The sequence below is a fragment of the Haloplanus salinarum genome (genome assembly GCF_009762275.1).
Lineage (GTDB): Archaea > Halobacteriota > Halobacteria > Halobacteriales > Haloferacaceae > Haloplanus > Haloplanus salinarum.
The window spans coordinates 470,051-490,447 of sequence record NZ_CP034345.1; the positions used below are offsets into that span (position 1 = coordinate 470,051).

23 protein-coding genes are annotated in these 20,397 nt (G+C 62.7%); 10 read left to right on the top strand and 13 right to left on the bottom strand.

Annotation, left to right across the window (positions count from 1 at the left end; translation table 11 throughout):
• Positions 1-20: 20 nt before the first annotated feature.
• The 4 genes from EI982_RS03610 to EI982_RS03625 all read right to left on the bottom strand — a co-directional run bounded on the left by EI982_RS03610 (position 21) and on the right by EI982_RS03625 (position 4,014).
• On the bottom strand, positions 21-1,226 hold the full coding sequence (locus EI982_RS03610; protein WP_157688179.1) for a methionine adenosyltransferase: 1,206 nt from the start codon (positions 1,224-1,226) through the stop codon (positions 21-23).
• Positions 1,227-1,444: 218 nt separating this feature from the next.
• Positions 1,445-2,263, bottom strand: coding sequence for a nucleoside phosphorylase (locus tag EI982_RS03615; RefSeq protein ID WP_157688180.1), 819 nt, complete (start codon positions 2,261-2,263; stop codon positions 1,445-1,447).
• Positions 2,264-2,293: 30 nt separating this feature from the next.
• Positions 2,294-2,908: a class I SAM-dependent methyltransferase gene (locus tag EI982_RS03620; protein ID WP_157688181.1), complete on the bottom strand. Its 615-nt coding sequence runs from the start codon at positions 2,906-2,908 to the stop codon at positions 2,294-2,296.
• Entirely contained in the window at positions 2,905-4,014 is a 1,110-nt protein-coding gene (locus EI982_RS03625; protein WP_199243718.1) for a cysteine desulfurase family protein, read from the bottom strand. The genes EI982_RS03620 and EI982_RS03625 overlap by 4 nt, the downstream gene beginning before the upstream one ends.
• Before the next feature lie 160 nt (positions 4,015-4,174).
• Between EI982_RS03625 and EI982_RS03630 the strand changes: the two genes are divergently transcribed.
• Entirely contained in the window at positions 4,175-4,504 is a 330-nt protein-coding gene (locus EI982_RS03630) for an ArsR/SmtB family transcription factor (protein ID WP_157688183.1), read from the top strand.
• On the opposite strand, the gene EI982_RS03635 is transcribed toward EI982_RS03630, so the two are convergent.
• Both EI982_RS03635 and EI982_RS03640 read right to left on the bottom strand, forming a co-directional pair.
• A complete protein-coding gene (locus tag EI982_RS03635; RefSeq protein ID WP_157688184.1) occupies positions 4,501-5,190 on the bottom strand; it encodes a hypothetical protein in 690 nt (229 codons plus the stop codon). The genes EI982_RS03630 and EI982_RS03635 overlap by 4 nt on opposite strands.
• A 32-nt stretch (positions 5,191-5,222) precedes the next feature.
• Positions 5,223-5,483, bottom strand: coding sequence for a glutathione S-transferase N-terminal domain-containing protein (locus tag EI982_RS03640; RefSeq protein WP_157688185.1), 261 nt, complete (start codon positions 5,481-5,483; stop codon positions 5,223-5,225).
• A gap of 426 nt (positions 5,484-5,909) precedes the next feature.
• Between EI982_RS03640 and EI982_RS18660 the strand changes: the two genes are divergently transcribed.
• The 3 genes from EI982_RS18660 (at position 5,910) to EI982_RS03655 (ending at position 8,042) form a co-directional block, all read left to right on the top strand.
• The gene (locus EI982_RS18660) at positions 5,910-6,113 is read left to right on the top strand and encodes a hypothetical protein (protein WP_157688186.1); all 204 of its coding nucleotides are present in this window, start codon (positions 5,910-5,912) and stop codon (positions 6,111-6,113) included.
• 16 nt (positions 6,114-6,129) lie between these two features.
• The gene (locus EI982_RS18665) at positions 6,130-6,624 is read left to right on the top strand and encodes a hypothetical protein (RefSeq protein WP_157688187.1); all 495 of its coding nucleotides are present in this window, start codon (positions 6,130-6,132) and stop codon (positions 6,622-6,624) included.
• Positions 6,625-7,469: 845 nt separating this feature from the next.
• Positions 7,470-8,042 (top strand): hypothetical protein, encoded by a 573-nt coding sequence (locus tag EI982_RS03655; protein ID WP_157688188.1) that lies wholly within the window; start codon positions 7,470-7,472, stop codon positions 8,040-8,042.
• Positions 8,043-8,143: 101 nt separating this feature from the next.
• Here the strand turns inward: EI982_RS03655 and EI982_RS03660 are convergent, their stop codons facing one another.
• A complete protein-coding gene (locus tag EI982_RS03660; protein ID WP_157688189.1) occupies positions 8,144-8,728 on the bottom strand; it encodes a hypothetical protein in 585 nt (194 codons plus the stop codon).
• 48 nt (positions 8,729-8,776) lie between these two features.
• On the bottom strand, positions 8,777-9,154 hold the full coding sequence (locus EI982_RS03665; protein WP_157688190.1) for a hypothetical protein: 378 nt from the start codon (positions 9,152-9,154) through the stop codon (positions 8,777-8,779).
• 135 nt (positions 9,155-9,289) lie between these two features.
• Between EI982_RS03665 and EI982_RS03670 the strand changes: the two genes are divergently transcribed.
• The 5 genes from EI982_RS03670 (at position 9,290) to EI982_RS03690 (ending at position 13,875) form a co-directional block, all read left to right on the top strand.
• Complete coding sequence (locus EI982_RS03670) at positions 9,290-9,778, top strand: hydrogenase maturation protease (RefSeq protein ID WP_157688191.1); 489 nt, start codon at positions 9,290-9,292, stop codon at positions 9,776-9,778.
• A gap of 64 nt (positions 9,779-9,842) precedes the next feature.
• The gene (locus tag EI982_RS03675) at positions 9,843-10,970 is read left to right on the top strand and encodes a hydrogenase small subunit (RefSeq protein ID WP_157688192.1); all 1,128 of its coding nucleotides are present in this window, start codon (positions 9,843-9,845) and stop codon (positions 10,968-10,970) included.
• Positions 10,971-10,972: 2 nt separating this feature from the next.
• Positions 10,973-11,215 carry a hypothetical protein gene (locus EI982_RS03680; protein WP_157688193.1) on the top strand — a complete coding sequence of 81 codons (243 nt, stop codon included), beginning with the start codon at positions 10,973-10,975 and terminating at the stop codon, positions 11,213-11,215.
• A gap of 1 nt (position 11,216) precedes the next feature.
• Positions 11,217-13,193: a nickel-dependent hydrogenase large subunit gene (locus tag EI982_RS03685; protein WP_199243720.1), complete on the top strand. Its 1,977-nt coding sequence runs from the start codon at positions 11,217-11,219 to the stop codon at positions 13,191-13,193.
• Between the two features lie 4 nt (positions 13,194-13,197).
• On the top strand, positions 13,198-13,875 hold the full coding sequence (locus tag EI982_RS03690; protein WP_157688194.1) for a hydrogenase maturation protease: 678 nt from the start codon (positions 13,198-13,200) through the stop codon (positions 13,873-13,875).
• Here the strand turns inward: EI982_RS03690 and EI982_RS03695 are convergent.
• From EI982_RS03695 to EI982_RS03715, 5 genes are all read right to left on the bottom strand, one after another.
• On the bottom strand, positions 13,860-14,201 hold the full coding sequence (locus EI982_RS03695) for a DUF7124 domain-containing protein (protein ID WP_157688195.1): 342 nt from the start codon (positions 14,199-14,201) through the stop codon (positions 13,860-13,862). The two genes, EI982_RS03690 and EI982_RS03695, sit on opposite strands and share 16 nt — an antisense overlap.
• Before the next feature lie 200 nt (positions 14,202-14,401).
• Positions 14,402-15,172: an ATP-binding protein gene (locus EI982_RS03700; protein WP_157688196.1), complete on the bottom strand. Its 771-nt coding sequence runs from the start codon at positions 15,170-15,172 to the stop codon at positions 14,402-14,404.
• A gap of 133 nt (positions 15,173-15,305) precedes the next feature.
• Positions 15,306-16,343 (bottom strand): hydrogenase expression/formation protein HypE, encoded by a 1,038-nt coding sequence (gene hypE, locus EI982_RS03705; protein WP_157688197.1) that lies wholly within the window; start codon positions 16,341-16,343, stop codon positions 15,306-15,308.
• Entirely contained in the window at positions 16,340-17,506 is a 1,167-nt protein-coding gene (hypD, locus tag EI982_RS03710) for a hydrogenase formation protein HypD (RefSeq protein WP_157688198.1), read from the bottom strand. Before hypD ends, hypE begins: the two co-directional genes overlap by 4 nt.
• Positions 17,499-17,873 (bottom strand): HypC/HybG/HupF family hydrogenase formation chaperone, encoded by a 375-nt coding sequence (locus EI982_RS03715; RefSeq protein WP_157688199.1) that lies wholly within the window; start codon positions 17,871-17,873, stop codon positions 17,499-17,501. The genes hypD and EI982_RS03715 overlap by 8 nt, the downstream gene beginning before the upstream one ends.
• Positions 17,874-17,930: 57 nt before the next feature.
• On the opposite strand from EI982_RS03715, the gene hypF reads away from it, so the two are divergent.
• Entirely contained in the window at positions 17,931-20,291 is a 2,361-nt protein-coding gene (hypF, locus tag EI982_RS03720; RefSeq protein WP_157688200.1) for a carbamoyltransferase HypF, read from the top strand.
• Positions 20,292-20,397: the final 106 nt, after the last annotated feature.

A 20,397-nucleotide genomic window follows, 5' to 3' on the forward strand; every position in this document is an offset into this window, starting at 1 on the left:
TGGTACCAGTGGTGTCTCCGTTAGAACGTCGTGAGGTCGCCGTTGATGACGCGTTCCGTCACATCCGTCATGTTTGCCAGCTGGCCGTCGATGATCGACGTGACGTCCGCTTCGACCTCGTCGACGGTGAGACCGTCCTCAAGGACGACGTGAGCGTCGGCAACCTGTGGGTCGTCGATCGGCGTGTTGATCTGGCTTAACAGCCGGATTCGGAGATCCTCGATCCCGTCGACCTCCGCAACGACGGCCTGTGCAATCTCGGTTGATAACAGGTTGTAGATCTTCCCGACGTGGTTCACCGGGTTCTTGCCGCTCGACGCCTCGATCGACATCGAGCGATTGGGGGTGATCAGGCCGTTGACGCGGTTTCCTCGTCCGACCGACCCGTCATCACCGTGCTCTGCCGAGGTTCCCGTGACGGTGAGGTACACCGATTCGGAATCGTATTCGTCTGCGGCGTTGACTGTGACAGCAACCTCCCGGTCTGTATACTCCGTGGCGATTCCCTCAACGTACTCTCGGACGCCGGCTACGGCCTCCTTGTACGCCTCAAAACTTTCTACGTACTCGTCGATGATTGCCGCCGCAACAGTCAGAACGATCCGATCGCCCTCGCGGTTCCCCATGATCTTGATATCGGGGCCGATCTCGGGATTCTCGGCTGCGTAGTCTTCGTTCAAGCGGCGCTCGGTATTCAATACGAGTTGTTCCGTCTCCGTCAACGGTGCGTGACCAACCCCGAAGCTGGTGTCCATAGCCACTGGCACGTCGGGGCCATCTTCTCTGAAGAACCCTGTCAGGTCGCCACTTCCCTCACCGAGTTTCGTATCGACGACGATGTCGGTGCCGAAGTCGAGTCGCGGGATGTGTTCGGCGAGATATTCTCGCGCAGCGTCGAGGGCGATCGACTCAGTCGGGATTCGTTCGCCTTCGAACCGCTTCGTCGCCCGTCCCACGATTAGGAGATGGATCGGCGATTGCATCTCACCACCGCCATACTCCGGAGCGGATTCTCCCGCGGCGAGCTGCGTTTCGTCGGTGTTGAAATGGAGCACGCGTCCGAACCGGTCGAGGTACTCTTGTGAGAGCCGTCGCGCAACGTGTTCGGCAACTCCATCAGAGATCGAATCTGGGTGACCGATTCCTTTTCGCTCAACGATCTCCGTGTATTGAGATTCGACTGGCTTGTGCGATGCTTCCTCGATGTGGATATTCCGTTCTGTCATCATTGGTAGCGTGACTACGTTCGGCTCCCGCGGCTTGTGAAGGGTCGAGGTTGAGACGATGTTCGATCGCTCTGTAGGGAATCGATTCGACCCTGATGACCATAGCTCACAATTCAGAGCTCCCGTTGGAACGCGACTTCTGGCTGAATCAATGCTGCGTAGTGATTATAATATGCGAATATAATAAAATTAGTCCGCACCCTGTGATGTGCGCTCTATCATTCACTCGTGTCCGAGGATCTCCAGCCTCTGATGGTGGACTCAATAATCTCTAAGGCTGCAGTACTCCCGTTCGCATCGCCTTTCTCGAAGTCGCCATCTCCCTGTCCCATCTCGTTAGTCACGTAGGCAAAACACACGACGGGCTGGTTCCGTTCATCGGCGAACGTATAGAGCGCGGCAGCTTCCATCTCGACCGCGAGAATGTCCACCGAGCGAGCTCGCTCGATGGCCGTTTCCGTCTCTCGAAACGGCGCGTCCGTCGTCCAGGTCGCGCCTGTGTAGACTGGGCGGGTGGCGGACTGACAGGCTGATGCGACCCGATCACGGAGATCGGCGTCCAGGGTTGCATACCGGGCTGGGGAGTGGTAGTGGTGACTAGTCCCCTCGTCGCGTAGTGCTCTTTCGATGAGCACGAAATACGGTGGGTTGTCCTTCGGGACGATTTGGCCGGAGGAAGTCACGCTCACGAGAAACTGACAGCCGGCGGCGAACAGCTGTTCGGCGACCAGGACCGCGAACGACGCGCCGACCGCACAACCGATTATTCCGACCTCCTCGCCGTTCAGCTCGAACCTGTAGAGTTCCGTGTGATAGCCGGGCCACGTCGTGTCCGCTTCGGCACGGCCAGTCGATACCAAGTGTCGGACGATGTCCCCATCGGGATCGAGGACACAGATGTCGGGGACGGATCGCTCAGGGAGGTCTTTCTGGCGACGCGCTTCTCGGATCAGGGATTCCGGGGTAAAGACCGATGGTTCATCGTACCGCTTCGCCTCGAAAAGCGGCGAGTCAGATCGCTCGTCAGAATCAGCCATCAGGTTCTCCGTGGACCGCTGTCGCCAAGGTCATTTTGAATCTCCGATAGGAGTCCCCACAACCGCAGTAACCGCAGCGGTGGTTGGATCGCTGCTCTCGACGACGGTTTCGTCGGCGATGCCCAGGAAGTACTCCTGTGTTCCGTCGACGGTGTCCAGCACTCTGTCGGCCAGCGCCTCGGAGTCGCGATGAACCATCTGCTGGAAGTACGATCCGTCTCGCTGGAGATTGGACTGGACGTACTCGGACCGCGTATTCAGTATCAGCGCGACGATTCTGCCGCCCGGTCGGAGCACACGAGTTGCTTCCTGGAGAACAACATCGACCTCCGAAATGAACTCCAGCGTCGCCACGAAGACGACGGCGTCCACTGCATCAGTTTGTACCGGAAGTGTTCGCGCATCGCCGACCAGAAACGGCGCAGGAGTACGCTGCCGTGCCGTCCGTACCATCGCCTCTGATATGTCGATGCCGACGATATCGTAGTCGGTGAATCGCTCTTCGAGCGAGCCGATGCCACAGCCGACGTCGAGGATCTGATCATCGGGAGCTACATATTGCTCGATGTATGCGGCCTCACGGTCCATCACCGCCGAGCCGAACTCGCTCTCACAGAACCGCACGAAGCTCTCGACGTCGCTCATGCCGGGACTTCGTGAAGCACTTCTTGTAGCTTTTCGGTGACGTACGCAACGTCTTCGTCGGTCGTCTCTCGGCCCATCGAGAAGCGGACGGCACCCATCGCCAAGTCCGGGTCGACGCCCATCTCGATGAGGACCCGTGATGGTGACGGGCCGCCCGAGTGACAGGCCGAGCCACCGGAGACGGCGATGTCGTGGTCTGCAAGGGCATCGATTAGTTGCGCCCCGGATTGTCCCGGGAAGCAAAGAATCGCGTAACCTGGGAGTCGATGCTCAGGATGGCCAATCATCTCAGCATCCGTCGTCTCCCGAACGGTGGCGACGAATTCGTCACGCAGTCGCGACAGTCGGCTGTGACGCTCGTCCATATCGGCTCTCGCGAGGTCAGCGGCTTTCCCCATCCCGACGAGTCCGGCGACATTCTCGGTGCCGCTTCGGAGACCGTGTTCCTGGCCCCCACCGTGAATGAGGGATTCGATATCGACGCCGTCGCGAACGTATAGCGCGCCGACGCCGTTCGGCCCATAGAACTTGTGAGCGCTCAGACTTGCCAGGTCCAGCCCGAGGTCGTCAACGTCGACCGGAATCTTCCCGGCCGATTGGACGGTATCTGAATGGAAGTACACATCGTACTCGTCCGTTATTTGGCCGATGGCTTCGAGTGGCTGAATGACTCCGGTCTCGTTGTTGGCGTGCATGACGGACACAATCACCGTGTCCAGCCGGATGGCGTCCTCGATGTCATCAGGGTCGACACGGCCGTCTGGTCCTGGTGACACTCTCGTGACGCTGACACCGTGATTCTCGAGCCAGTCAGCGGTCTCGATGACCGCCGAGTGTTCGATTGTCGTCGTGACGACGTGGTCCCCATCCACCGCGTCGACGACACCTTTGATCGCGAGATTGTCCGCTTCGCTACCGCCGCCGGTGAATACGATGTGGCCCGGGTCGGCTCCCAGAAGGTCGGCAACGGATTCGCGCGCGTTGGCAACGGCAGCGGCCTCCTCGCTCGCGTAGCTCGCCGACGGGTTGAACGTGTGCGTCTCCAGATACGGTTGCATCGCCTCGATAACGTCCTCGTGGGGATACGTCGTCGCGGCGTGGTCCATGTGGATCATATTTGTGAACGGGGTGTAGGGGGAGTTCCTACGGGACGCTGAACGGTGTCGTCCCTGCACAGAATATATTTGAATATGCGAATATAATAAGAGTGTGGATTCCCCACGGGCAGAAGCGAACGCACATATTCGTGGGGTCGAATATAGAGCTATGACCGATCCAGACGACGCCCTATACGAGCGCCACGCCGAGTTCTGTAAGATGTTCTCGAATCCGAAGCGCCTGCGGATCCTCCATCTTCTGAAAGACGGCGAATACAGTGTGGGCGAGATCAGCGATGAGACCGGTGTTTCCCAACCAACGGTTTCCCAACACCTGCGGAAGATGCGCGATCAGGGCGTCGTAACCAAGCGGGGTGCAGGACTCAATAATTACTACTCGATTGCCGACGAGCGGATCATCGAGGGCATGAACACGATGCGTGACGTGTTGCTTGACCAGATGGCCGACGACGCGGCCGTCTCAGAACAGAACGGCTAACAGATCGTTTTCGGATCGACCTCGCCGGTCTCGTCCATCGCCTGTTCTTGGGCTTTCCACGCGATATTGAGGAACGCATCGGCGGTCTCCTTGACGGTCGTCACGGCAGAGGCGTCGGCTTCGAAATACCGGGAAAGCAGCTGTCTCCCACGTTCGATGGCGTCTTCCTCGGGTGGGACGATGGTATCTCGGTAGAGGCTGGCTGTTTGTGGATCGGCGTTACCGGTGGCGACCAGTGTCGCCTGCTTGTCCTTGACGACGCGAAGTTTGGGAGCGACGACGAACCCTGCGGTGAGCCGGGCGACCGGGTCGGTCAGGTCGGCCATGAACTGTAACGTTTCGCCGTGAAGCTCGTATTCGGCGGGTTCGGGATCGACACCGCGGCTTCTGAGGTGATCGGTCGCAGCCTCGTACTGATCGACGGATCGGCCCGCCTTCCACGCCGCGGCGAGTGCGACATCAGCGTCCAGCCCCGTAACGTGGTGCTGGTCGGCCCAGTTACTGTAGAGGACAGCGCTCTGGACGGACCGCCACCGCGCGATGCGTAACAGCGTATCGACCGACAGGTCCCCTCGCGTGTCTGCCGTGATACCACCGGACGTCGCCAATTCCTTGATCTCGTCGTCGGTTGTTTCTAGGATATCCTCGAACACAGCCGACTGGTCCTCCTGTTCTCCTTCGATCATGTACGTACTGGTCTATGTCTCGACATTAGCCGTTATTCGTAGTGTTCTTCGAGATATTCGACGATGTCGTCACTCTCGTACATGGTCACGCCGCGCTCGGTATCGACAAGATACGGGATCTGGTCTTCGCCGCCTGCCGTGAGTTCATCGTAAGTGACGTCGTTGGCCACGTCACCGCCCTCGTCGCCGGGGAGACGGGGATTGTGGGCGACGTACGAGACACCGAGCTCCGACAGTTTCGCTCTAACCTTCGCGCAGTGTGGACAGCCTTCGGACTGATAGAGTTCCAGCATGGATTGCGATAGATAAGAAGATGCGAATATACTAAAGCGTTAACTCTCAGACTGGCAGCGACATCTCCTATCCGTTGGTCTACAAAACGATCAAGATACGGGAACATGAAAACGAAAATTCTGAGCTAAAGAAGTGAATTGGGCCCCCTAGCTAATCATTCAGTCAATAACGGGTGTATTCTCTTTATATACGAGATGCTTACTTCAACATTTGTGGGTTCGTATTAAGTTAAGTACTGTATCCTACTGATAGATATGCGCCCTCTATGCAGCACGGCCCGTGAAATCTACCCCGAGGCTGTCAGGAACCTCGTGCTGAATGTAGAGGGTGGATTCAACGAAGAGAGATACCGATAGTAGCATTTCGGCCGATGAAACAGCGGCCAGGTGATTTTGAGTATGACCAGCGAAACACGATACTGAGTCATGCGCGAACGACCCTGTCCGGATTGTGATGTCCAGATGGAACAGACGAACGTAACCGCTGAGGGCGTCGGTGACCTGTACATCGAAACTGAGAGAGACGGCGGTATCCTCGACCGCCTCGGCGTCGGGTATCAAACTCCACTTTCTGCATGTCTTTGTCCGGAGTGTGGGCTCACTCGACTCTATGCGGACCTCTCTGAGTAGTCAGGGGAGAAGACGTATGCCCTCTATCGAGTCGTTCCCGACGAAACGCGGTACAGTACGGTTCACTGAGGAGTACGTGTACTTCCAAGAGTCCTTTTCGGGGTATCTTAAGTCACTCTACCGAGACTATTGGCAGCGCGGAACGTGGTGGTCTAGTAGTGCCCTTGTCGCCTACGCGTTTGCGTTTCCAATCGGTGTCTGGTGGGTACTCAGCGCGGTCCGCGATGGCAACTTTCTCCACATCGCTGCCGTTGGTGGATTGATGCTCGTACTTTGGGGAGTGAATTTCGCACGCGGGTTCCGATCGCCGGACCGAATTCGACTTGATACAATCGAGCAGGTCTCTGCAACGGATGGCATAAAAGGCCTGACACGTCCTCGACTCGTTGTTAGATACACTGACGGGGGAACGACCTATAAACGCCGCGTGAACCTCCCATCACTTTACACGAGTGGTGGAGAGACAGTATACGAACAGGCACAGGAAGCGTTTACCGAGCGCGGATTCTGAACGGCGCCATTTATCGGGCGAGGACATCCGTTGAGAGGGTATAGCAATGCTGTATACGCGCGCTGTATTCAGCAGGCCTCCAAAATCATCTCGGATATCAAAGGATTCGATACGGGGAATCGCCCTTGGTCGCTAGTCTACCGCAGATTCGGGTCTACTAGTAGATTCTCGATGTGGAACGCCCGTAACTAACAACTGCCAGTAGATCCGACGATCGAACCACGACTCTAATACTTCGTTTTCAGGTACCACCCAGGTATCTCGGATCCCCTACGTCGGAACCATCACTCGGCGACGGTACGGAGTTCCGTTACCAACCACTCCCAGTTCTCGAAGTTGCTGGGATCCAGTTGCTCGTGACCGAGTGATGGTCAACGAGCCAATGATTAGCAGCCATGCGCCACGCCGTAGAGACAGCGAACCAGAGGACGAAACCGCCGTCGGTCGGAATCGTTCGGTAGCTGAACGAAATCAACGACATTGTAGTCAGAGACGATGATATCGACGATCACCCCGTCGTTATCGTGCGATTACGAACGGGAAATCGGCCATGGGCGCTGCAGGCGCTCGTTCGGTCGGTGAACGAAGTCCCTTGCTGGGCCTGAACCGATCGAAATCGAAGGGTACTGAACACACTGAAGATCACTGCTGGGAAGATGTCACGGTCGCCTCGACAGTGCTGTCGCCGGGTGGCTGATCAGCCGTGAGGACAGCGAACTTGGTGGAAGCGTAGCGAGCACACACAGAACCGACTCAGAGCAACCCCGAAGAGTTGATTGCTGCCGTGCACCCCGGCCCGATCATGGACCACAGACTCATGTTCGTCATCCACGAAGGGAGAATCGATGACCGACCGAGATGACGATGCGGACGCGGACACCTCGGACGCGGACCGCCCTGAGGACGATCAAAAAACCAACGTCGACGTCTCGGATGCGGGGACGGTCGAGCCGAAAGACCCGACCTGGGAGAAGCCGTCGGTGGACGACATTCCCGAATTCGAGACTGGCGGTCGGGGCCGCTCATACGAGATGCAGTCGGACGTGACGGCAGGCAAACCGAACGACGCCCGGACACCGGACTCGACGCGACTCGGCGGAACTGACACCGAAGCGTACATCTCGGCACTGGAACTGTGTGCGCGCTTGCCCGACGAGTTGCGCCTGCCCGAGCAGGCGGCCGACATCGTGCCGACCGCGTTCGAGGCCGAACTGGAACAGGAGATTCAGGCCTTCGCCGCCACGGAGTTCGACAACCCGACGCCACACGTCGAAACGCTCTGCTTCGTCGAGGCCGACGGCGACATCTGGTTGAAACTCCGGCTCGGTGCTCCGCTCGAGACGTTCGACCAGCTGGCCGATCGGACCGTGGAGCTGCGGGAGTACGCGCTCGAAGAGCTGGATTCGTTTCTCGAGTGAGACTGGGCGTCGCTGCCGATCACCGGTCGAGACCTACCACGTCAGGCGATCGTGTCGTGACCGTCCGGCCACGTGGCACAGGCTACTGCCCCCGACGCTCGTTATCCGCGTCCGATGCTCGCACGCCGGATGCCGAGATGCGCTGGTGGGTCCTCGCCGCGTAGCTCGGGGGGCACGGCGTCGCCCTGTGTCTCCGCACGGTCCGGCACGACGGTCCGCCCGTCCGGCCGACTGAGAAAGAACGGCGCCGTCGACATCGACGCCCGCCGGACTTTTTGACGCCACGTCGACGCATCGTGCAGGTAACACCCGAACGAGAACCGGCCGTAGCTCATGGCTTCGGCTTTATCACTCATCACGTCCGCTTCGTCGGTTTCGAACTCGGCGTCACACATCCACGCGACGAACGGCGGCCCGCCGGCGAGCCGGCCAACGAACGCGTCCCAGCCGGCGCCGTCGTCGAAGACGACCCACGCGTGTCGGTCGCCGACGGCGTCGACTTCGATACTGAATCGGTCTCCCTCCCAGACGAACGTCGCCTCGTGGCCGGGGACGCGTGCGCCACGGTGGTGGTAGACGACTCCCGCGACGTCGTGCGCGACGGCCTTGGAGACGCGTAGCGCCCCGTTGCTCCGGAGTCGGTCACGAAACTGCGGGAGGGCGTAGAGTTCCTCCGAGTCGCTCATCCCAGCGGCCACCCCGACTGAACGGCGACCGTCGGGACGCCGACGGGCTCACTCCGTCGTCGCCGTTTGGCACACATCGTCCTCGTCCGCTTCGGGGTCGTGACACCAGCAATCCGGACCACACTCGACGTGTGAGTGCCCCTCCTCGACGTGACCGAACGTATCGGCGAAACGTCGCTTGGCCTCGTACTCGCCGCGGTCAGTTAACCCGTACCCACTCGTCGTCCGTTCGAGCAGTTCGTCGTCGTCCAGTCGGTCGAACGCGGTGCGAATCTCGTCGTCCGTCGCCTCGAGAAACGCGCTGAGGTCCGCCGGTTCGATGGCGTTCGAGATCTCCTCCTCCCGGAGCATCCAGTACGTCGCTTCGAGGATCTCGTCGCGGAGCACCACGGCGTCCAACGACTCGCCGTTCGATTCGGAATCCATATGATCCTGTACCGATGTCAACTGAAAAAAACTACCGCCGGTTTCGCCCCTGTGGGTGCGGGTATCTCCGATTACGGACGCCGTTCCGCCGATACCGGGGCAAGAGCCAAAGTGGGCTGTGCCGATGGATACGATATGGAGATACTGGTCGCGTGTATGGGCAATCTCCTACGCGGCGACGATGGATTCGGCGTGGCAGTGGCGGATGCGCTCCGTGACCGGGACTTTCCGCCGTCGGTCGACGTCGTCGAGGTCGGAATTTCTGGCGTCAGTATGGCACAGGAGTTACTCGACGACTACGACGCGTTCGTCCTCGTCGATGCGATGGAAACGGGCGACGACCCCGGAACGGTCAGTGTCAGCCGAGCGTCAGTTCCGGATATCGACCAGTACTCCGACCGCGAGATTGCGGGCTTTGCGGCGGACATGCACCAGACCGATCCATCGAAAATCCTCGTGTTGGGCGAGGCGCTCGGCGTCCTGCCGGATGTCGTCGTCGTGGTCGGCTGTGAGCCGACCGAGACCGACGAACTCACCGACCGATTGAGCCGCCCCGTCCGCGAGGCGGTGCCGGAAGGCGCCGATCAGGTCGAACGGATCGTCGACGAACTCGTTCACCAGTGAGCGTGTACCCCGGCTAGTCGGTGGGCATGCATATTTAACACAGTAGGAACATGTACAGGTGAGTATGAGTGCAGGTGGCAAACCGCCGGAGGCCGACGCCGCCTCCGAACCGACGGAACTCGACGCTATCGACGTGTTCTGGCTCCCCGGGGAAGCCTGCGACGGCTGTTCGATATCGACGCTCGGGGCGACGGACCCACCGATCGAGGACCTCCTCCGTGGACACGTCCCGCATCTGCCACAAATAAACCTTCACCACCACGAACTGGCCGTCGAATCCGGGACCGCATACGTCGACGGGATGCGGGATGCCGTCGCCGGCGAACGTGACCCGTACATCGTCGTCGTCGAGGGGAGCGTTCCGAACGAACGGCTCATCGACGGCGACGGCTACTGGGTGTCGATGGGGAAAGACGAGCAGGGCGACCCGATCCGAACCGTCGACTGGCTCGACAGGCTGGCACCCGGCGCCGCAGCCGTCGTCGCCATCGGAACGTGTGCGACGTGGGGAGGTGTCCCGGCCGCCCAAGGGAACGTCACGGACGCGATGGGGACGATGGACTATCTGGGTCGAGACTACCGGAGCGAACTGGGCCTCCCGGTGATCAACGTGCCCGGCTGTGCGCCCGTCGGGGACAACTTCATCGAAACGGTCGCCCATCTTCTCTTACACGTCGGCGGATTCGGGCCACCGCCCGAACTCGACGAACTCGGGCGGCCGACGTGGCTCTTCGGCGAAACGGTCCACCGGAACTGTGAGCGTGGATCGTACTACGAAGAAGGCGACTTCGCCGAGGAGTACGGAAGCGAAAAGTGCCTCGTCAGCAAGGGGTGCTGGGGACCGACAGTCAAATGTAACATGCCCTCCCGCCGAAACATCGAGGGTGTCGGCGGGTGTATGAACATGGGAGGCAAGTGCATCGGCTGCACGATGCCCGGATTCCCGGACAAGTTCACGCCGTTTTTCAAAAAGCCGCCGGGATCGAAAGTATCGACCGTCAGCTCCTCGATACTGGGAGGAATCATGTCTAAACTCCGACAAAAATCGATGAAGAACCTCGATACGTCGACCCGGTGGGAGAACCCCGGGCTAACCGAGCGGATGTACCAGTGGCAGCTCAAACGCGGCTCGAACTACGACCCCGACCGCGGACTCGAACGCCGACCCGGAGGGAAGACGGGAGACGACTGACCATGTGCTTGGACAAGTTTCCGGTCGAATTCGACGACGAGGGGAACGCCCGCCTATCGGACTCCATCGAGGCGGACGGGACGGCGTTCCTCGGAGACGTGACCGTCCCCGAGGACGAACTGACTCCGGAAGAGCGGTTCGGGGCAATCGTCGAGGAGTTGCCGGACCGGGCCGTTCAGCGCTTGACCACCTCGGAAGCGACGGGAACCAGTGAAACGGACGAGAGTACACCGCAGACACCCTGATATGTTCGAGAATTTGCCGATAACGCGGGCCGACGACGGATCATACCGAACGGTCGACGGCGGCACGTTCCGCGTCGACGAAACACACCGCTCGACGGCCGACCGGGTCGCCGACATGACCGGCGACGACGCCGCGGTTCACCCCGACGGTGCCGGGTTGAGCGAAGCCGATCCGGAGCGCGACCAACAACTCCACGACATCGACATCGACCCCGTGACGCGGGTCGCCGGCTCACTCGCGTTCCACGCCAACGTCGACTTGGAGGAGCGGACCGTTCGCGAGGCACACGCACAGGCGACGCTGTTCCGGGGCTACGAGATCATTCTCGAGGGCCGCGACCCCCGTGATGCCATCGACCTCTCGAGTCGAGCGTGCGGGGTGTGTGGGGCCGTCCACTCCATCTGTTCGTCCATGGCACTCGAGATGGCGCTGCCAGTCGAACCGCCGCCGATGGGGGTCTGGGCACGGAACATGGGGCAAGCCGCCGCTTTCCTCTACGACAACTCCCTCCACCTGCACCTGTTGGCGGGACCGGACTACTCGGCGGCGATGATGGCGGATACGAACCCCGATCTGCTCGCGACGGCCCGCGAGACGGCGGCGCCCCACGCCGATATTCACGGCTACGAGACGGTCGGCGAGATTATGGAGGGATTGAATCCACTGGAAGGCGACCTGTATCTCTCGGCACTCGAGAAGACACGCGACGCCCGCCAGATGGCGTCGCTCATGCTCGGCAAGTATCCACATCCGTCGACTATCGCTCCAGGTGGCGTGACGACGACCCTCTCGCGGTCCTCGTTCACGCAGTTCTACACCCGCTTAGACGATATGTTCGACTGGGCGAAGCAGGTGGCCTACCTGTGGGACGACCTCATGGACTTCATGCTCGAAGAGCAGTCCGGATTCGAGCACGTCGGCGAACATCCGAAAAACATGATCGGAACCGGCGTCTACGACGATCCAGACGTCTACAACGCCCGGTACGAAGATGCCGACGAGTGGGGGAACGCTCGACTCGCGACGCCGGGAGTCATCGTCGACGGCGAGCTGGTGACGACCAACCTGACGGAACTCGACATGGGGATGGAAGAGTTCGTCGACCACGCCTACTACGAGGACTGGACAGACGAGGCAGTCCCGTTCGAAACGTCACCAGCCGGCGATCCGCTCAGTCCGTACCACCCGTGGAACAAAGAAACGCGGCCGAAACCGGACGGGAAGTCTTGGCGGGAACGGTACACGTGGGGCACGGCGCCGCGCTGGGACCGCCACACGATGGAGTGCTGTCCCCACGCCCGTCTGTGGATCACCGCTCTCGCCGAGGAGGTCGACAATCCCTTCATCCGACCAACCGGCGATGGCATCGAGTTCGACCTGCCGGAGGCGGAACTCGAAGAGATGACGCTTCGGTGGGACGTTCCGGACCGCCTCAACGCCGCCGAGCGACTCCGCGGAAAAGCCTACGCGCTGGCCCACCACGCGCTCGTGTGTTATACGGGCTTCATCGAGTCCCTCGAATTGTTGAAACAGGGCGAGGACGCCGTTCACAACGAGTTCTCGATCCCGAAGCGCGGCACCCAGCGAGGGGTGGGATTCTGGGAGGCCGGCCGTGGGTTCCTCACTCACCACCTCACCCTCGAAGACGGTCTCATCGATAACTACCAGATCGTTACGCCGAGTACGTGGAACTCGTCGCCGACCGGTCCGTTCGGACAGTCCGGCCCCTTCGAAGTCGGGGCGATGAACACCCCGATCCTCGAGGACTTCGACGGAGAGGAGGACTTCTCGGCGATCGATATCCTTCGCGGCGTCCGGAGTTTCGATCCGTGTATGCCCTGTACAGTCCATATGTACACGGCCGGCGGGGACGACGTCATCAGCGAGAACGTGACGATGACGACCTGTGGCTGTTCGACCGGCTCGGACGACAAACCGGCCGAGGTCACGCTGAGAGAGATGCTCGCCGACGACTGAAGACATGCGTGACAGCGATGGATCCGGGTCGCTCGATCCACAGTCGGCCGCGGAACGCGGCCAGACAGTCAGCGACCAGCCTCGTCCGGGTAGCGGCCACGGTCACAGCAAGGGTCGGTCGTACGGAACGACGGCCGGCCTGATCGCTGGCGATCGGAGCGCGTCCCAGCTGGTCGTCGGCGTCGGCTACCCGTACCTGAGCGATCTGGCGGTCGGCAACGTCGTCGCGGACCGACTCGGGAAGTGCCAACTCCCCGACGTCGCCGTCGCGGACTGTAGCCACACGCCGATCGCGGCGTACCAGACGATCACGGTGGGCGAGTACGACACCGTCGTGGTCGTCGGTGCCCGCAAGCGGGGTGATGGACTGAACACCGGCACTCCATCCGCCGATCCTGGTCGGATACACACGTATCCGACGGCCGACGTGCCGGTCCCGGAGAGCGACATCGTCGACCGGCTTGCGGAGTGTGCGATGGGTAGTAACACCGTCGAAAACGTCGTGATCACGACGAAGGCGCTCGGCGAATTCCCCGCCGATTCGACCGTCATCGATATCGAACCGGAGTACGATTCGTGGGGGCTCACCGTCGACGAATTCAGTCCGTCGGTCGCCGATCGCTTCGACGACCTCCTCGACCGGGTGCTCGAGTGTCTCGAACGGGACTACTCCTTGGAGTGACGCGCCCATCCGGCCTTTTCAGCCGCCTCGCTGAGCGGAAGGAACTCCAAGCCGAGCGACCGTGCGGTGCGTCGGTCCTCGTCCGATCGGCCGACGAAGACGTGACGCTCCGTCGGAAATCGCTGGCGAACGCTCGCGAGGTCGGCGATCGGATCCTCGCCGACGAAGTCGACCGCCACGTCTCGACGGTCCAGCTCAGCGAGGAGCGCCGTCGGTGATTCGTCGGCGACGATACCGACGTACCTGGTCCAGCGGTTCGCGTCCTCCACCGCCGCGGGCGGGTCCGATAGCTCCGCCAGTGCGGCAGCCCGGAACACGAGCGTCATGTCGGTCGATCCCTCGGGGGACATGCGTTACGGACGGTGTGTCGATACGCTCCTGTCGTTCGCACCCTGTGCACTCTCGTTCCGACTCGACGGACGAGCAGTCGTCTCGGCTCGCCCATGATACGGATTACTGTAACTGTTTGCCGGTGGTTCGCCGACCGTCTCGGCGAACGACCGGTACTGACTGCCAATCCCCCCTCTCAGTCGTGTGCCGACAGGAGGTCGTCGGCCAGGTTTTCGACCGCGGTGACGGCCGGCGCGCTCGGATCGTAATCGTATGGAGCGGTCCCCTCCTGATCGGCCCGTCTCACTGCATCGTCGTACGGCACGACCGACGTGATCGTGAGGTCGTTGTTGTCGCAGAACTCCTCGATCGCCGCCCGATCGTCGTCGTCACGGACTTTGTTCGCGACGACGTTCACCTCGGGGATACCGAGTTCCGCCGCCAGATCGCGGGTACGTCGCCCCGTCTCCAGCGACTTGTAATACGGCTCGACGACGACGAGCAGGGTGTCTACGTCCTTGGTCGTCCCGCGTCCGAGATGCTCGACCCCGGCGACCATATCCATGACGGTCACTTCGTCGCGGGTCTCGACGACCCCCGAGAGCACTTCCCGCGCAGTGGAGTGGGCCCGGCACATGCATCCGCTTCCGGCGTGATCGACCTCGCCCATCTTGAGGAGTTGAATTCCCTCCGGCGCCTCCGTCCCGTGCTGCTCGATGATCTCCTCGGGGGATTTGCTCAGCTCCAGTTCCGTCTCCCCACTCGGTAACTCGACGCGTTCGAGTAGATCGTTGGGGACCGGGGGAACCGACTGTTCGCGTGGCACGCCGACGGTCAGCGAGAGGTTCGGATTCTCGTCGTCGTCGATAGCGAGTACCTCGTACCCCTTCGATGCACAGGCACGCGCGAGCGTCCCGGAGATCGTCGTTTTTCCGGAACCACCTTTGCCGGAGACAGCTACCTTCATTAGCTGTGTCATCGCATTACCATGATAAAAAATATTCCCCGGAGGTGAACGGATCGTCCGGGGTGGTGTACGTCACCGGCGGTTCGCTGGCCCGTCCTGTCGAACGGCCGGTGAACAGTTACGTCGACCCGTCTCAGCAGATTCGTGGTGCTGGTTCGGTCGCCGGTTCGCGCAAGTACCGCGTCCCCAGACCCGTATCGAGGAGGACGCGCCCGTGTTCGTCGTCGATGGCTTTCCCGATGGCTGCGGCGTCTTGGCCGTCGGGATGCGAGCGAAGCGCCGCGAGCACGTCCGCCGCCGCCGTCGGTCTGACGCCGAGGAGTGCGATCCCCTCGTTTGCGATCTGAAGCGGGTTCAGGCCGAGCATTTCGCTGGCCCCCTTCACGTCCGAGGGGACGGGAATCCGGTCCTGTCTGAGTTCGATCCCGACGCCGCCTTTGGTCGCCATCTCGCTCGCGGCGCCGGCCAATCCCATCCGCGTCGGATCTTTCATCGCCGTGATGTCCGCCCCAGCGACCGACAACGCACGGTCGACCACGCCGTTTATCGGCCGTACGTCCGACTCCACCGTCGTCCCGAAGTCGATCCCTTCACGCTCCGCGAGTAGTGCGACGCCGTGGCGCCCGACCTCACCGGTACTCACGAGCACGTCGTCCGGGGAGAGGCCGTCGTCGCCGACGACGTGGTCGGCCACGCCGACACCGGTCGTGTTGACGACGATGCCGTCGAGGTCACCGTGGCCCATCACTTTGGTGTCCCCGGTGACGATTGCGGCGTCGGCCTCGCGGCACGTCCGCGCCATCGAGTCCGCGATCCGTTCGAGGTCCGATTCGGCGTAGCCGGCCTCGACGACGACGGCACTCGAGAGCGCTCGGACGTCCGTCGCACCCATGACTGCGAGGTCGTTGACGGTCCCCGAGACGGCGAGTCGGCCGATGTCCCCGCCGGGAAAAAACGGCGGGTGGACGACGTGACTGTCCGTCGTGAAGACCACGTTTCGATCGCCGATCGGCACGACTGCGCCGTCGTCCATCGCCTCGCGTCCGATGTCGAGAGAGTCGTCGGGGAGACCGGCGGTGAGCACCTCCGAAACCAAGTCGCGCATCGCCTTGCCGCCGGCCCCCTGTTCGAGCGTTACGACCGCGTCGGAGTCGAACTCCTCGTCGGTCATAGATCGGGGCGCCCACCGTACTCGTGCCAGATCTTACAGGTCCCTTCGCTCGAAACCATACACGCACCGACGGGGTCTTCGGGAGTACACTCCTCGCCGAACATATCACAGTCCGTCGGGTCGGCGCGCCCGGCCATGATATCGCCGCAGATACAGTCGTCAACGAGCGACGAGTCGCTCGCAGCGAGCGACGCGGTGTCTATCTCGAACTGCTCGCGTGCGTTCACGTGCGCGTACTCGTCTTGGAGGACGAGATTGGCGTCGGGGATGTGTGCGATCCCGCGCCACTCGCCGCTCTCGGTCGTGAAGACGTCCCACAGCTGATTCTGTGCGGGTTCGTTGCCCCGTTCGGTGACACACCGCGGGTAGGCGTTTCGGACCGTCACCTCCCCGTCACGGATGTCTCGCAACAGCACGACGAGGCCCGCGAGAATGTCGAGTGGCTCGAACCCACCCACGGTGATCGGCGTGTCGGTCTCGTCGACGAGTTCCTCGAACAGCCCCCAGCCGGTGATCGTGGCCGCGTTCCCGGCCGCGAGGAACCCGTCGACGTCGGTTTCGGGCATCGCAGCCACGACCTCCATGGCAGGCGGGACGTACTTGTGGGCGCTCAGCACCCAGAAGTTCTCAGGCGGGTCGTCCCTGACGATCGCCGCGGTCGGCGCCGCGGTCGTCTCGAATCCCGTCGCGAAGAAGACGACGTCGTCGTCGGTCTCCTCGGCAATGTCGACCGCTTCGGCGGCGCTGTAGACGACCCGGACGTCCGCCCCCGCTGCCCGAGCGTCGCTCAACGAGGCGGCCGTCCCGGGAACGTGGAGCATGTCGCCGTAGGTCGTGATGGTGAGGCCGGCGTTCGCCAGTGCGACCGCTTCGTCGACTTCCGGCATGTCGGTTACACACACCGGACAGCCCGGCCCCATGCGGAGATCCAGTCCGTCGGGGAGCATACTCCGGAGGCCGAACTTGGCGATGGACTGCTCGTGGCTGCCACAGACGTGCATGATGCTGACCTCGTCCGCGTCGATGTCCGCGACGAGTTCCTCGGCTCGCTGGGCCAGCGCGTCCGCCTTCTCGGGGTCACGGAACTCGAGGGCGTTCTCGCCGTCGCTCGGCCCTGCCACGCCACCGGTCGGCCCCTCGGGAACTGGCTCACGATCAGACATCGATATCGAGTTCCTCGAGCAGGTCTTCGGCGTCCTCCGCGTCGGCGGGCTCAGCTTCGTCGTCCCCCGGGGGCGCACCCGACGTCGACGGCGTCGAACCGGCCGCTTCGACTTCGTCGATGAGGTCCTCCCGGAGCATGTCGTCCGGCCCGCCCCCCATCATCGATTCGTAGAGCGTCAGCGTCTCGTCGATCTCCGACTCTGGAATTCGACGGATCGCGAACCCGACGTGGTTGAGGATGTAGTCGCCAGGTTCGACCGGTTCGTCTACCGTGTCCAGCCGGACTTCCTTCTCGACGCCCCAGAAGTCGACGTCGGCAGTGAGGCCGTCGACCTGTGTGACCTGCCCGGGCACTCCGAGACACATAGTTGCTGACAACTAGTCACACATTCATTTATACCTTCGCGTCCCCTGATTCCGGCGATGAAACGCGCTCACGTACAGGTAGACGGCGTCGTCCAGAGCGTCGGATTCCGACCGTTCGTCTACCGCACTGCAGTCGATCTCGGACTGCGGGGCTGCGTGCGCAATCTCGGGGACGCCGGTGTCAGCGTGACGCTCGAAGGCCCCGGTGACCGGATCGACGCCTTCCTCCGAGAGCTCGAGACGAACCCCCCACCGCTCGCGACGGTCGAAAGGGTCACCGTCGATACAGAACCCGTGACCGAGTACAGCTACGAGTCGTTCTCGATCGTGGACTCCGAAGACCGAGGCGCCGGTGGCGGCACCGTTCCTCCGGACACGGCCGTCTGTGAGGCCTGTTTAGCCGACATCCGGGATCCGTCGTCGCGGTTTCACGACTACTGGGCGACGGCCTGCGTGGACTGTGGTCCCCGGTTCACCGTGATCGAGGAGTTGCCGTACGACCGCGAGACGACGTCGATGGCGGCGTTCCCGCTCTGCTCGGACTGTGCCGACGCGTACGCCTCTCCCTCGGATCGACGGTACCACGCCCAAGCCATCGCCTGCCCGTCCTGTGGGCCGCAGTTGGCTTTTCAGCCACACGACCGCAGTGTCGACCCCCCAGCCGTCGGCGAGCGGACCGGCATCGACCCGCTCCCGCAGCGGTCGTCACTCGTCGAGGGCGACGGCCAGTCGCTCGACGCCGCGGCCCGGACACTCGACGAGGGAGGAATCGTCGCGGTCAAAGGCATCGGCGGCGCGCACCTCGCCTGCGACGCAACCCGTCCGGACGCCGTCTCGACGCTCCGAGACCGAACTGGGCGGCCGGCGAAACCGTTCGCGGTCATGGTCCCGTCGATGGACGACGTCGCGACGGTAGCGTCCGCCTCGTCGACCGAACGCGAGTGGCTTCGATCCGCGCGCCGACCCATCGTCGTTCTCGACCAGCGTGGGGACGCCCTCGCGTCGAACCTCGCACCCGGGCTCCACACCGTCGGCGTCATGCTGCCGTACAGCGGCGTCCACCACCTCCTGTTCGATCGCGTCGACGACCCGATCGTCGTGACGTCGGCCAACCGCCCCGGATTGCCGATGCAGTCCTCGAATCGAGCGATTGTCGAACAGTTGTGGGACGTAGCGGACGGGTCGCTACTCCACACTCGCCGGATCGTGCAGCGGTGTGACGACTCGGTCGTCAGAGCCGTCGGTGGGAGTCGGACGTTGCTCAGGCGGTCGCGCGGCCACGCCCCGCTGCCCGTTGCAGCCCCGACAGCCGACGACGCGGACGTGCTCGCCGTTGGACCGGAGCGAGACGTCACCGCGGCCGTACTCTCCGGCGACGAGTGTTACCTCACACAGCACGTCGGGACCGTGACCGACCGCGAAACGTTCCGATTTCTGCAGGCGGCGATCGACCACTTGCTCGCGCTCACCGGCACCGAGCGTCCGTCGGTCACCGCCCACGACGCGCACCCGTCGTTTCGAACCACGGAGTACGCGGCCGACCGCACCGCGGACCGGACCGTCGCCGTGCAGCATCATCACGCTCACGCCGCCAGCGTGCTCATGGAACACGACTGTCCACGCGCGGTGTGTATCACTGCCGACGGCGTCGGGTACGGGCCGGACGGAACCGTCTGGGGGGGCGAAGTGCTCGACGCGACCCTCACCGACGCGGACCGGGTGGCTGGGCTCGCTCCCGTCCCGATGCCCGGTGGGGACCGGGCGACCGAGTTCCCCGTCCGGTCGCTCGTCGGCCTCCTGTACGACCGGGAAGGCGTCGATATTCAGGCGCTCGTCGACGCTCTTGACTGGTCGCCCCCGAACGCAGACGAACCGCGCGTCATCGAACAGCAACTCGAGGCCGACGTCAACACGCCCGTGACGACGAGCGCCGGTCGGTTTCTGGACGCGGTCGCCGCACTCGCCGACATCTGTCACGAGCGAACGTACGAGGGCGAACCCGCGATGCGTCTGGAGGCGGCTGCGACCGACGGCACACCCCGCGACGTCACGGTGCCGTACACGACGGCCGACGGCCGACCGGTCGTCGACACGCCGCGGGTGGCCGAACTGCTCGTGGAACTGCGGCGGGACGGCACGCACGCGACGGACGTGGCCGCGACCGCTCAGCGGATCCTGGCCGACGGCTTGGCGGACCTGGCCGTCGACGCTGCCGCCGAACGCGGCATCGACGCCGTCGGATTTACCGGCGGGGTGGCCTACAACGACGCGATCAGTCGCCGCATCCGTCAGCGGGTCCGGGACGCCGGCCTCGCGTATCTGGACAACGACGCCGTCCCACCGGGTGATGGCGGGGTCGCGTACGGACAGGCCGGCGTCGCGGCCGCGACGGTGCGAGATGGCGGCGTGGACTCGTAACCGTCGTCTTACCGCTCCGAACGGCGGCGTGGCCGATCCGGAGTGCACCGTTCGCGGTCGCCTTGTCATCCCGAAGCCCGCCACGTTGCCCGGTCGACTTCCTCCC